Origin of the sequence: Paenibacillus piscarius (assembly GCF_022234545.1) — a bacterium.
GTDB classification, from domain to species: Bacteria; Bacillota; Bacilli; order Paenibacillales; family Paenibacillaceae; genus Paenibacillus_AQ; species Paenibacillus_AQ piscarius.
The window spans coordinates 55,994-69,046 of record NZ_JAIEUI010000017.1; the positions used below are offsets into that span (position 1 = coordinate 55,994).

Sequence of the window (13,053 nt, forward strand, 5' to 3'; positions counted from 1 at the left end):
TGCGGTATGATAATTTGTGAATGAATTGTGAAGGATCCGCGAAGGGTTGGGAGCCGGGAGGAGCAAATAGATGCTGCAGGTGATACTGGTTGATGACGAGCCGTCTATACTGGAGGATCTCGAAATCATGCTTGGAAATTGCAATGAAGTTGAAGTCGCCGCCACTTACACTGACCCCTTCAAGGCGCTTGAGGAGATGGAGCTGCACAGGGCTGGCGCTGCGTTTCTGGATATTGATCTGCCGGGAATGAACGGCATTGAGCTGGCCGAACGGCTGATTGCGCACAATCCGGAGCTTCAGGTTGTGTTCGTGACAGCGTATAACCATTATGCAGCCCAGGCGTTCGAGGTGAACGCCATTGATTATTTACTGAAGCCGATCCGACCCGAACGGCTGGAGCAGACGGTGAACAAGCTGCTGAAGCGGCTTGCGGTGAATCCTGTGCCTGCACCTTCAAGCTGCCGGATCCGCTGCTTGGGCAGCTTCGAGATATCGGTCGACAATCAGGTGCTGAAATGGAACCGCAACCGGGCGAGAGAGCTGTTTGCTTATTTTTTGCAGCATGAAGGCAAGTGGATTTCCAAATACAAGCTGTGCGATGATCTGTGGCCGGATTCCTCACCCGAGCGGGCTCAGACGTATCTGCAGGTGTGTCTGCATGCGCTCCGCAAAAATCTGAAGGATGCCGGAAAATCACGGATTCTTCTGACGTACAGCAACGGCAAATACGCTCTGACCGTCAGTGACGTGGAATGGGATGTCAGACAATTTGAAGAGGCGTACCAGCGCTTCAAAGCGTCGAATTCGTCCGATGCGGCGAAGCAGGCCTTGAGCTGTTACGGCGGCGAATATCTGGAGAGCGAGGATTGGCTCTGGTCCGCTTTGCGGCGGGAGGCATACATCTGTCAGTATGACGAATTAATGTTGGCCGCCGAGGATATTTCATAATTATAATATTTACGCAACATCCGTCTGCCGATAGGCAGGCTTTTTTATTTTCAGCCCGAATGGTGTCGAAATTTGTAATTGGTTTGTAATTGGGCCCGTCTATAATGAACGCAGATCTAGGCACGTCTAGAATACTTACGATGAGGGGATGGATTTGGGATGAAATGGAGAAGGTTCAACCGTTCTCTTGCGTTGCTGCTATCCGTTGTGATGGCCTTCAGCCTGCAGATTGGAGGAGGCGGCACAGCGTTTGCAGGGGCTGCGAGCAATGTTATTGAGAACACAACCACCGGTGTCCGGTACACCGATGTGGGGACAGCGCTGAGTGCGGCGGCAGACGGCCAGACCGTGGCCCTGATCGCGAATGCATTCCTTGCAAATGCGGTTACCTACAGCCGTCCAGGCGTTGGGGTAACGCTGGATCTGAACGGCTACCGGATGGTCCGCGAGGTATATGGCGGCGGGGAGACCGGCACAGACGGGGCGGTCTACGTCTCGGCCGGGGTATTGACAATCTGTGATACCTCAGCCGCAGCGGATGGATATATAGAGTATCTGAATTTAGCAGGCTACAGCGGGAGCGGACTTAATCTGGGAGCGGGCGGGACAGTTAAGCTGCTGTCGGGAGGTATCCTGGGGACAGGCCAGAGTGTGTACGCCCATGATGCAGGCAGCCGCTTCGAGATGAGCGGCGGCGTGGTGTACGGCAGCGGAGCCCATTCAGGCTCGGAGGCGATTGCAGCCGTATCCGGCGCTTACGTGACGATTTCCGGCGGTTATATCGGGACGAAGAACCCTGATGCGGCGATGATCTGGAGCGGAGCAGCCCTTGACCCGGCGTACTGGAGCATCACCGGAGGGTATTTCACTTCGAAATACTACAGCGATGGCGGCCAGAAGGAGATTGCCAACTTCGTAACACAGGGTAAAGTGACCGAATTGGATGCAGCCCAGACTTATGCTGCCATCTCGGGAGCTACGGAGTACAAATATCATCTGACGATGCCGCGTACGGTTGCTTTTGACGGCAATGGCGGCGACAGCCCGGTGACAACGCTGGTGACCGATTTGTCCGGCAAGCTGGACGCACTGCCTGGAGCTGCCGTTAAGAGCGGAGCCGAATTCATCGGCTGGTTCACTGCGGCAGCCGGGGGAGAGCAAGTTACTGCGGACTACATTTTCAACCGGGATATGACCGTGTACGCGCAGTACCGGGGACCCGGCATTGATTACAAGGCAGAGCAATTAAGCGGCCTGACACCAGGCGCAGGCTATAAGCTCACTGATGCATCAAGTGTAACCGGGGCCACATATATAACGGCTGACACATCCGGCAATATTGCGGTAGAGGAAGCCTGGCTTAGCGGCTCTTGGTCCCTGGAAGAGGACACTGGAGGCGGGACCCCGGCTTGGTCCGTCCTCCTTCCGCCCCGGCCCGCTGCACCAACCGGCGTTAACGCCGGAAGTGTATCGGAAGCAGGTGCGGCAGACGGCAAGCTCACGGGCCTGAACAAGAATATGCAATACCGTATCAAGGGGACAGGCCCGTGGACCACAGCAACAGGCCCGGCGGCCACCGGACTTGCTGCCGGCATGTATGAGGTGCGGACAAGTGCGACAATGTCTTCCTTCGCTTCTGCACCGGTTGAAGTAACCGTAGGTGTTCTGGTTCCGCCCGCTCTAAGTGCTGTCGGCGATAACGAGAACAACCTGGTGAAGCTGAACTGGACCTCCTCTCTGGCAGGCCAGGAGTATTACATGGTGTATCAGAGAGATACCGGCGGGGACGGGCTGGATGAATTCCAATCCATTCCGCTGAAGAATGATATCAAGGTGCTGAATGTGTACCCGGATATGCCCGGCTCTGACGGCCTGCAGAACTGGATGAGCACTTGGGGCAATCCGAGCGGTTATACGATGCAGGTGGACAAGGTGTCCATGAGCGACTTCAACGGCGATGATCCCGCGGTCAACTACGCCCATTATCTGGCGAAGGATGACAACGGGGCTTACGCTTATGATGTGCTCTACTTCGGCGCATGGGATGCCAATAACCGGAGAGACCTGTCGGGAGCGTCCCATGAGGCAGTGGAGGCTTTCATCCGCTACGGCGGAGGTGTGCTGATGGGACATGACACGGCCAGCTTCAACCATGAGCATCTGATTGATCTGGCAGCCAAGTATCTCAATCTCGATGTGAAATTCCAGGAGGGATACCCTGACCCTGAGATCCCGACAACCGGAGGGACCCGGGTCGTTGTTGAACGCCGCGGCTTCCCGATGAACTATCCGTATGCGCTGGGCGATGTCGGGACGGTTCTGAGTGTTCCGCAATCGCACAGCTACTTCCAGTTTGCCAAAGGCGATGTATGGTTCAAATATTCATCACCTGACTGGGGAAGCACCCGGGAGATTACAAGCTACAACGGCAATTCCGGCACCAATAACTTCTACCTGACCACCTGGAACAATGCGGCTCTGATTCAGACGGGGCACAGCAATGGCCGGGCAACAACGGATGAGCAGAAGATTCTGGCCAACACGCTGTTCTACCTGGCGCAGACCTCCACCTCGAACAGCTTCGCTGACCGGATGTCGCAGGATGTGGCAGCGCCTGACGCGGTCAGCGGTCCGGTCAGACTGACTTATGACAGTGTTTCAGGCAGACCCATGCTGTCGTGGAATGAACCGAAGGATAACGGCAGCAGCTATGCCTACTATCTGAAGGCGGTATCCTATGTGGACGGCAGCAGCCGTCAGTCATCTGAGACTACTGCCACTGTAACGACAGGTGTACAAGGATACGCTGTGACCATTGACACCGACCCGGAGGGGAATGATCCCGGAAATACGGTGACTACTGCAACATACAGCTACGTGATCCCGGGTACTCTGGACCGGGGAGTAACCTATTACGCGCATATTAAAACGATCGACCGTGCCGGCAATATTTCGCAGGTCTACACGCTTCCGTTCAATGCGGACGCTTCCGGCTTGACAGCGGTGTCCACCGATCCTGCCGGCAAGAGCAATGACGGCAAAACAAAGTTGTCCGTCCTGGAGACCGTGATGCCGGGTAACCGGCTGGTGTACCTGAATGTTAAGGACGGCAATGTGGAGATTCCTGCCGTCGGCGAGGAATTAAGCGGTTATACCGCCATCCCGGACAATGGCTTGGTGGAAGCCGCCAACGGCGATAAGATCGCAGTGGCTGAACTGGATGCCAGCGGCAAGGTTGTCCGGTTCGGCCAGACGGTAGCCAAGGTATTGCCTTCACCTGCTGCGCTTCCGGTAGCTTCAGTTGATCCGGCCGGAGCCGTGAACGATGGTAAGACCCGGATGATCGCCGGAGCGCGCAGCGGCAACAAGCTGGTGTATGTGAACTTCGCCAGAGGCGAGGTCACAGAGCCAAGCTTGGGTGAGGAACTGACGGGCTATACCGATCTGCCGGCGGATGGAGTGATTCCGGCGGAGCGGGGCGACAGGATCGGAATTGCCGAGGTGGATGCAGACGGCAAGGTGATCCGCTACGGGGTTGCCGAAGCGGAGGTGTCCTCTGAGGCGGAAGCGAAGGGCCTCAGCGCTGCGGCCAGTGATCCGTCCGGCAGCGGAACCGACGGCAAGACCCGGGTGAGCGCCAGCGCGGCCAGCGGCAACAAGCTGGTAGTTGTGAACTTCAAGCGGGAGCCGGTGCGTGTCCCGGATACCGGCAGCAGTCTTGAGGGTCTGGGATACACAGAGCTTGCGGCAGACGGTCTGGTGGATGCGGATCACGGGGATTACCTTGGAATCGCCGAGGTGGATGCCAGCGGGAAGGTCGTCCGGTTCGCAGCGTTACAGGCAGTTGTGGAAGCGGAAGATGCAGCTACAGGTCTTAGTGCCGTCACAACCGACCCGTCTGGAGCAGGCACTGACGGCAAGACGAAGCTCAGTGTCCAGACTCCGGCCGCAGACGGCAATAAGCTGGTCTACATGAATTTCGGCAGATATGCCGTACAGAAGCCAAGCACAGGCGATACCCTGGAGGGTTATCTTGTTATTCCTGAAGACGGCCTTATTCCTGCCGCTGACGGGGATCATATCGGAGTTGCCGAAATCGATGCCAGCGGCAAGGTGGTCAAGTATGGCGTCACCACAGCACTTGTTGTTTCCGATTCCGCCGCCGGCGGGCTAACCGTGACCTCTTCTGATCCGGCTGGCGCAAGCAATGACGGCCTGACGCTCATCAGCGCACAAGCGGAGACAGGCAATACGCTGCTGTATGTCAATTTCGGGCAAGGCCTGCTGCTGACCCCTGAGACGGGCGAGCTGATGTCCGGTTATTTGAAATTGCCGGAGAATGGCCTGATTGCGGCCAGAGAAGGGGACCGGATTGCTGTTGCTGAGGTAGATGCCGCTGGACGGGTGGTACGCTTCGGCTGGGTGAATGCTGTTGTGGCAGATGAACCTGTTGTCGTGCCGCCTGTTGAGACTACACCGACACCAACGCCTATACCGTCCGCAACTCCGGCGCCAGGCGGAGGGACGGGTCCGGCTGTAACGCCAGCACCGGCTGCTTCTGTTAAGCCGAGCACCCAGAGCGTGGAAGTGCTGGTCAACGGCAAAGTGGAATATGCAGGCATTGCGTCTATTACCCGAGTGAACCAGCAGGTGGTCACCACCATTGATGTAGATCCGGCTAAATTGCAGGCCAAGCTGGATGCAGCAGGCCGGGGAGCGGTAGTGACGATTCCCTGGACCGCCGCTTCAGACATTGTGATTGGGCAGTTAACAGGCCAAATGATCCGCAACATGGAGGAGCAGGAAGCGACCCTCGTTCTGGATACTCCTGCCGGAGCCTACAAGATTCCGGCTAGCCAGATCCGTATGGCCCGGCTGGCGGACCAACTGGGCAGCAATGTGAGGCTGGAGGATATTACGCTCCAGGTGCATATAGAGCTGTTCAGCGCCGAGGCTGCCAAGGCCGCAGAAGCCAAAGCTGCCAAGCAGGGCGCAACCCTGGCCGCAGCTCCGGTTACTTTTACCGTTAATGCGGTATACGCGGGCAAGAGTATCGAGATTAAGGATTACAGTATCTACGTGGAACGAACGGTTGCACTGCCTCAGGGAGTGGACCCGAACAAGATCACTACCGGAGTGGTGCTTGAGCCCGATGGCACACTGCGCCATGTGCCAACCAAGGTGACCAAAGTAGCTGAGGTGTATTATGCGCAGATCAACAGTGTGACGAACAGTGATTATGCTGTGGTCTGGCATCCGCTTGAATTCGCGGACGTGGCGTCCCACTGGTCCAGGAACGCCGTTAACGATATGGGCTCACGCCTTGTCGTTAATGGTGTAGACGAAGGGGTCTTCCAGCCGAATGCAGATATTACCCGTGCTGAATTCGCGGCCATTCTGGTCCGCGGCTTAGGGCTCCGCCTGGAACAAGGAGCGGCTCCGTTCTCTGATGTGGACAGCTCCCGGTGGTATGCCTCCGCCGTGAACACGGCTTACCGGACGGGGCTGATCTCCGGGTATGAGGATCATTCCTTCCGGCCGCAGGGCAAAATTACCCGGCAGGAAGCGATGACCATGACCGCGCGGGCGATGAGCATCACCGGTCTTAAGGGCAAGGTGGCCGGCGCCGATGCTGCGAAGGTGCTTGAGCCTTACAAGGATGCTTCATCAGTAGCCGGCTGGGCTCAGGAAGCAGTAACGTATTCTGTAGCTGCACAGGTGATGAAGGGAAGAACCGCTTCAACGCTGGATTCCCGGGCATTCATTACCAGAGCAGAGGTGGCAGCAGTCGTTCAGCGTCTTCTGCAGCAATCCGGCCTGATCTAGAGCAAGGCAAGCTTTATAGGGGGGTCCTTTCCTTGGTCTTCAGGGGAGGACACCTCTTTTCTGCGTGTTGCCAGGCGTAAGCGATGAGGTATAGATAACTGGTTACAAACAGGATTGTTTCGGGTAAAGAATATAGTTAAATTGTAATGAAACGTAGAGGAATTCCTGCCTGTTGTATGGCAGCAGGCCAGGGATCTGAAGGAGGAGGACAACATGGATTACCGGCCATATCAAGGTGGAGATTACCAGCCGCTTGTGGTGAAGGGTTCCAAGGTGAAGATCTTTTTGCTGTTTGCGGGATCGCTGATGTTTACGTATGTGGGGGTCCAGTTTCTGGTGTGGTCAGGAGAGGTGCAATCGGATCTTGCTAATCTTCTGCGGACGCTGGGGATCGCCTGCACCGCAATGTTCGGCCTGGCGACTGTAATCTACCTTATGATGCTGCTGCGCCGTTCGCCGCTGCTTGTAGTGGATGCCCAGGGCATCGATGACCGGTCTTCCGCGATTCCCGGAGGGCGCATCATGTGGGAGGATATTACGGATATCCGCCTGATCCGCTTCTCCGGACAAAAGAACATTTGCATCCATCTGGCTGATCCCAAAGCATATCTCGCCCGGCAACGCGGAGTTAAGCGGTGGCTGATGGCGATCAACTTCCGTCTCTCCGGCACTCCTGTAAATATTACGGGCCAGTCCATGGGGATGTCCCTGGATCGGGTATATGAAGAGATGGAGCTGAGAAGACGGCTGTGGGCGGGGCAGTGGTAAGCGTGAGAGTATAAAAAAGATCTACTTCTTCATCACCAGCGGAAGGTACACCTCGTCCACAATATTGGCGATCGTCTCTTCCGACATGGGGGCGTTATACAGCATCAGCTCATGGCGGGCCAGATCAGACGGCAAAGTGAGCATTCGGGGAGTAACGGATTCGGCTGACACTTCTCCACGCTCAACAGCCCGTTGCAGCAGTATTGACATCGTCCGGTTTTGACGCCCATTGGGAAAAATGTAGGAGGCAAGCGGCATATCGCCCATTTCTGCTACCAGCCCGTAAAAAGCGTTCAACATCACTTGAATATTATTGTGATTCATGGCCCGCAGCACCCCGCATATGTCATCCCTCAGGTTCCCGTTATCGGGCACCTCCTCCAGCGGCAGGGGCACACGTTCCCGGATAGCCGCAAGCACAAGCTCCGCACGGTTAGCCCAGCGCCGGTAGAGTACAGCCTTGCTTGTTCCCGCCCGTTCAGCGACGCTATCCATCGTAAGATTGGCATAACCCTGCTCCTGCAATTCTTCCCTTACGGCTTGCAGAATAGCTGCCTCCAGCTCCTTGCCTCTGCGTCTGTTCTTCAATTTATCCTGTTCTTGAGAAGTGGACATGTCTATATCAACCTCCATTGGAGAATTTCGTTGCGTTTCCTATGTGGATAGTATATCATAGGCTCAAATAAGAAACTTCAAGTTTCTTATTTGGTATCCCAAGGGAGGTAATTCACTTGCCAAAACAAGCCGCAACAGTCCATGAACCTGCCCGGCAGCAGGCGTCCGAGACCAAATTACTGTGGATTCTAATGCTTGGCATCCTGGCCCCGATGTTTGATACAACAATAACGAATGTGGCAATTGACACGCTGGCACGGGAATTCCAGAGTCCGGTGTCCATCATTCAATGGGTGATGACCGGTTATCTGCTTGCACTGGCGATGGTGATCCCTGTGACCGGCTGGGCCGTAGAGCGGTTCGGGGGGCGGACGATGTGGCTGTTCTCGCTGAGCCTGTTCTTTCTCGGCTCGGTGCTGTGCAGCATGGCCTGGAATTTGGAGAGCCTGATTGTGTTCCGGGTATTCCAAGGGATCGGCGGAGGCTTGCTGATGCCCATTATGCAGACCTTGGCCGTGCGCGCCTCAGGAGGGCAGAATATGGGGAAAAGAATGGCCACCGTGTCGCTCCCTGCGCTGCTTGGGCCCATTCTCGGACCGGTGCTGGGCGGATTGATTATCAATCATCTGAGCTGGCGCTGGATCTTCTTCGTCAATATTCCGCTGTGCCTTGTTGCCATCGTGATGGCCTGGAAGGGACTTCCCGGGGAGCAAGCCGGCGCCCGGACACTGCGGCTGGATCTGCCGGGACTGCTGCTGTTGTCGCCAGCTATCGTACTGATCATTTATGGTCTTGGCGAAGTCAACAGCAGCCACGGCTTCGCGCATATGAAGGTTCTCGTTCCGCTGCTGGCCGGAATCCTGCTGCTTGCCTTATTTACAATTTATGCCCTGCGCAAAGGAAGCGAAGCGCTGATCAATGTCATGCTGTTCAAGGAACGCCCGCTGACGGTATCCTCGGTTCTGTTGTTCCTCTCCGGGCTGACCAGCTACGGAGCGATGCTTCTGCTGCCGCTGTATTTCCAGCAAGTCCGCGGGGAGTCGGTGCTGGTCTCCGGCTTGCTGCTTGCCCCGCAGGGCATCGGAATGCTGCTGACCCGCTCCCTGGCCGGCAAGCTGACCGACCGGATCGGTGCGAGACCTGTGGTGCTGGCCGGAACACTGCTGACGATACTGGGAACCTGGCCGCTGACAACGCTCAGTGCGGAGACCAGCTATTATTTTGCGAGCGCGGTATTGATCCTGCGCGGGGCTGGACTGGGAGCTGTGTTTCTGCCGGTGATGGCTTCCGCTTATACGGGCCTGACGCCCGGACAGATTCCCCATGCCAGCAGCACCACCCGTATTATGCAGCAGATCGGCGGGGCGTTTGGGGTGTCGGTCATCGCGGTTATTTTGCAGAATCAGCTCCAGTCTGTGCTGCCGCACGACCCTGCAGCTATGGTTATTGCCTTCGACCATACGTTTATGTGGACGATTGCCTTCTCGGTCTTGGGACTAATTCCTGCGGCGTATCTGCCCAGAATACGAAGATCATAGCTCAGGTGTATGGATGAGGCTGGTGCTATAAAGCGAAGAGCAGTAATCCTCCATTACTGGAAGATTACTGCTCTGTTAGAATGTATGATACAGACTTTAGATTAAGAAGAAAATGGTCGAGACGACAGGATTCGAACCTGCGGCCTCTTACTCCCGAAGCAAGCGCTCTACCAAGCTGAGCTACGTCTCGACGTCTGAACAACTAGTATTATACGCCTCGATGTAAACGCTGTAAACACCCTTTTTAGCGTACAATATGTACTTATCGGCTGTCCGCCGCTGGCCCCTGAACCAGTCCTGATTGACAGAACCCGGGCCGCTGGCTATACTTGAGGTGTTATTGATGCATATCGGACAATACGTTGATGAGAAGAAGTACGCCGGGGCATGGCTCCACCAGAGAACAGGTTCCTTTGCGGATTCCGCATTGGCTGTGAGAACCTCGAAGACAGGCCGGCAGAAAGCTACTCTCGGAGTGCGGTAACAACCGCCGGGGGCCCCCGTTAACAGCCGCACAAGGCGATCGTCTGCAAGCTGCCCGTAAGTGTAAGTAGCGGGTCCAGGCGATAACCAGGGTGGTACCGCGATAATCATCGTCCCTGAATAACATTCAGGGGCGTTTTTTTGTTTTGATTTTTCGGGTAACCTTGAGCTTTCCGGCCGGCAGGCCATATTAATCAAGAGACAGGAGCTGTACATGATGAAAGCAAGTGAAATCCGTTCCAAGTGGCTGCAGTTTTTCGAGAGCAAGAACCATAAGATTGAACCAAGTGCGTCGCTCGTGCCGCACAATGACCCTTCGCTGCTGTGGATTAACGCAGGCATGGCGCCGCTGAAGCCGTACTTCGACGGCCGGGAGGTTCCCGAGAATCCCCGCCTGACCAACTCGCAGAAGTGCATCCGCACCAATGATATCGAGAACGTGGGCAAGACGCGCCGCCACCATACCTTTTTTGAGATGCTGGGGAACTTCTCCATCGGCGACTATTTCAAGGAAGAAGCGATTACCTGGGCCTGGGAATTCCTGACCGGCAAGGAGTGGATCGGGTTCGACCCGGACCGCATCTCTGTTACCGTCTACGCTGAGGATGAAGAAGCCTTCAAGCTGTGGAATGAGAAGGTCGGCCTGCCCGCAGAGCGCATCATCAAGCTGGGTGACGACAACTTCTGGGATATCGGCGAAGGCCCTTGCGGCCCTTGCTCGGAGATCTTCTATGACCGCGGTGAAGCCTATGGCAGTGATATGAGCGATCCCGAGATGTATCCGGGCGGCGAGAATGAGCGCTGGCTGGAGGTATGGAACCTCGTATTCTCGCAGTTCAACCATAATAAGGACGGCAGTTACACGCCGCTTCCGAACAAGAATATTGATACCGGTGCCGGTCTGGAGCGCTTCGCGTCCATTCTGCAGGATGTGGATTCCAACTTCGATACCGATCTGTTCCAGCCGATTATTCAGAAGACCGCAGGGCTTGCCGGAGTGAAGTACAAGGATCAGGTTGAACAGGACATCGCGTTAAAAGTCATTGCTGACCATGTGCGTACCGTTACATTCGCTGTGGGTGACGGCGTGCTTCCTTCTAATGAAGGGCGCGGCTATATTATCCGCCGTCTGCTCCGCCGCGCCGTACGCTACGGGAAGACGCTGGGCCTGGACCGTCCGTTCCTGCATGAGCTGACCGAGACGGTTGGTGAGATTATGGGCGTGTACTATCCGTCCGTGGTGGAGAACCGTGAATACATTGCCAAAATCATCCGTCTGGAAGAGGAACGCTTCCACGAGACGCTGTCCGACGGCCTGGCGATTCTAAGCGAGATCAGTGCCAAGGCCAAGGCTGACGGCTTAAGCACCATTGCCGGCGCCGATGCGTTCAAGCTCTACGACACCTACGGCTTCCCGTTTGACCTGACTGAGGACTTCGCGTCCGAGCAGGGGCTGACGGTAGACCGCGCCGGCTTCGATGCCGCGATGCAGGAGCAGCGCGACCGGGCCAGAGCGGCCCGCCAGGACAGCGCCAGCATGAAGATTCAAGGCGGCGCACTGGCCGATCTGACGGTTAAAAGTGAATTTGTTGGATATAATGACACGGTAACCGAATCCAAGGTGCTGGCTATTGTAGTAGATGGCGCGCTTCAGGATACGGTCAGCGAGGGCGCCGAGTGCCAGGTGGTTCTGGAGAGCACTCCGTTCTATGCGGAGAGCGGAGGCCAGGTCAGCGATACCGGCGTATTGACCGGCGGATCCGTGACCGCCAAGGTGACCGGGCTGTTCAAGGCTCCGCACGGCCAGCATGTTCACCTTGTTACGGTAGAAGCCGGCGATCTGAAGGTAGGCGATACCGTCCGTGCCGAAGTGAACCGGGCTGAGCGTGAGGATATTGTGAAGAACCACACCGCTACCCACCTGCTGCACAAGGCGCTGAAGGAAGTGCTCGGCAGCCATGTGAATCAGGCAGGTTCTTTAGTAGAAGGCTCGCGTCTGCGCTTCGACTTCTCGCACTTCGGAGCGATCACGGCGGAGGAGCTTAGCGACATCGAGCAGCGTGTGAACGCCCAGATCTGGCGGAGCCTCCCGGTAGTTATCGAGAACAAGCCGATTGATGAAGCTAAGGCAATGGGAGCGATGGCACTGTTCGGTGAGAAATACGGCAATATCGTGCGTGTGGTGCAGGTCGGCGACTACAGCCTTGAGCTGTGCGGCGGATGCCATGTTGCCAACACCTCGCAGATCGGCATCTTCAAGCTGCTCAGCGAGAGCGGCATCGGCTCCGGGGTACGCCGGATTGAGGCTGTGACCGGCCGCTACGCTTACCAGTTCACGGAGAGCCAGCTGGATCTGCTGAAGCAATCCGCTGCCTTGCTGAAATCCTCGATCACCGATGTGCCGAAGCGGATCGAAGCCCTTCATGCCCAGGTGCGTGAGCTGGGCCGTGAGAACGAATCGCTGCAGTCCAAGCTCAGCGCAACCTTTGCTGCTGAACTGACCAGCAGTGTCATCACAGTGGGCGGAGGTACACCGCTGCTTGCGGTCTCTGTGCAGGCCGGAAGTATGGACGCTCTGCGCTCCACGGCGGACGAGCTGAAGTCCAAGCTCCCGGATGCTGTTCTGGTGCTCGGGGCTGCGATGGACGACAAGGTCAACTTTGTGGTAGCCGTGCCTCAGGAGCTGGTCAAGAAGGGCTTCCATGCCGGCAAGCTGGTGAAGGAGATCGCCGCAGTCTGCGGCGGCGGCGGCGGCGGCCGGCCTGATATGGCACAGGCCGGCGGGAAGGATGCCTCCAAGCTGAGCGAAGCCCTGAAGAAGGCAGAAGAGCTGGTAGCCGCACTGGCATAGTATTGCTTGCAAGAAAATATTAA

General features: G+C 56.5%; 6 protein-coding genes and 1 tRNA gene. 5 read left to right on the top strand and 2 right to left on the bottom strand.

The window, feature by feature from the left end; all coding sequences use genetic code 11:
* The first annotated feature begins 70 nt into the window (after positions 1-70).
* From K1558_RS23245 to K1558_RS23255, 3 genes are all read left to right on the top strand, one after another.
* On the top strand, positions 71-949 hold the full coding sequence (locus tag K1558_RS23245) for a response regulator (RefSeq protein WP_238654152.1): 879 nt from the start codon (positions 71-73) through the stop codon (positions 947-949).
* A gap of 159 nt (positions 950-1,108) precedes the next feature.
* The gene (locus tag K1558_RS23250; RefSeq protein ID WP_238654153.1) at positions 1,109-6,775 is read left to right on the top strand and encodes an S-layer homology domain-containing protein; all 5,667 of its coding nucleotides are present in this window, start codon (positions 1,109-1,111) and stop codon (positions 6,773-6,775) included.
* Positions 6,776-6,988: 213 nt separating this feature from the next.
* Entirely contained in the window at positions 6,989-7,543 is a 555-nt protein-coding gene (locus K1558_RS23255) for an STM3941 family protein (protein WP_238654155.1), read from the top strand.
* A gap of 21 nt (positions 7,544-7,564) precedes the next feature.
* Here K1558_RS23255 and K1558_RS23260 read toward each other — a convergent pair whose 3' ends face one another.
* A complete protein-coding gene (locus tag K1558_RS23260) occupies positions 7,565-8,158 on the bottom strand; it encodes a TetR/AcrR family transcriptional regulator (RefSeq protein WP_238654157.1) in 594 nt (197 codons plus the stop codon).
* Positions 8,159-8,274: 116 nt separating this feature from the next.
* Between K1558_RS23260 and K1558_RS23265 the strand changes: the two genes are divergently transcribed.
* Entirely contained in the window at positions 8,275-9,696 is a 1,422-nt protein-coding gene (locus K1558_RS23265; RefSeq protein WP_238654159.1) for an MDR family MFS transporter, read from the top strand.
* A 113-nt stretch (positions 9,697-9,809) separates the two neighbouring features.
* On the opposite strand, the gene K1558_RS23270 is transcribed toward K1558_RS23265, so the two are convergent.
* Positions 9,810-9,886, bottom strand: a tRNA-Pro gene (locus tag K1558_RS23270).
* A gap of 510 nt (positions 9,887-10,396) precedes the next feature.
* Between K1558_RS23270 and alaS the strand changes: the two genes are divergently transcribed.
* Positions 10,397-13,030, top strand: a complete 2,634-nt coding sequence (alaS, locus tag K1558_RS23275) for an alanine--tRNA ligase (RefSeq protein ID WP_238654303.1) — start codon at positions 10,397-10,399, stop codon at positions 13,028-13,030.
* The last annotated feature ends 23 nt before the right edge of the window (positions 13,031-13,053 follow it).

Bases quoted from the DNA above. Each gene is read 5' to 3' on its own strand.
- alaS (WP_238654303.1), top strand. From the start codon at position 10,397: ATGAAAGCAAGTGAAATCCGTTCCAAGTGGCTGCAGTTTTTCGAGAGC.
- K1558_RS23250 (WP_238654153.1), top strand. From the start codon at position 1,109: ATGAAATGGAGAAGGTTCAACCGTTCTCTTGCGTTGCTGCTATCCGTT.
- K1558_RS23255 (WP_238654155.1), top strand. From the start codon at position 6,989: ATGGATTACCGGCCATATCAAGGTGGAGATTACCAGCCGCTTGTGGTG.
- K1558_RS23260 (WP_238654157.1), bottom strand. From the start codon at position 8,158: ATGTCCACTTCTCAAGAACAGGATAAATTGAAGAACAGACGCAGAGGC.
- K1558_RS23245 (WP_238654152.1), top strand. From the start codon at position 71: ATGCTGCAGGTGATACTGGTTGATGACGAGCCGTCTATACTGGAGGAT.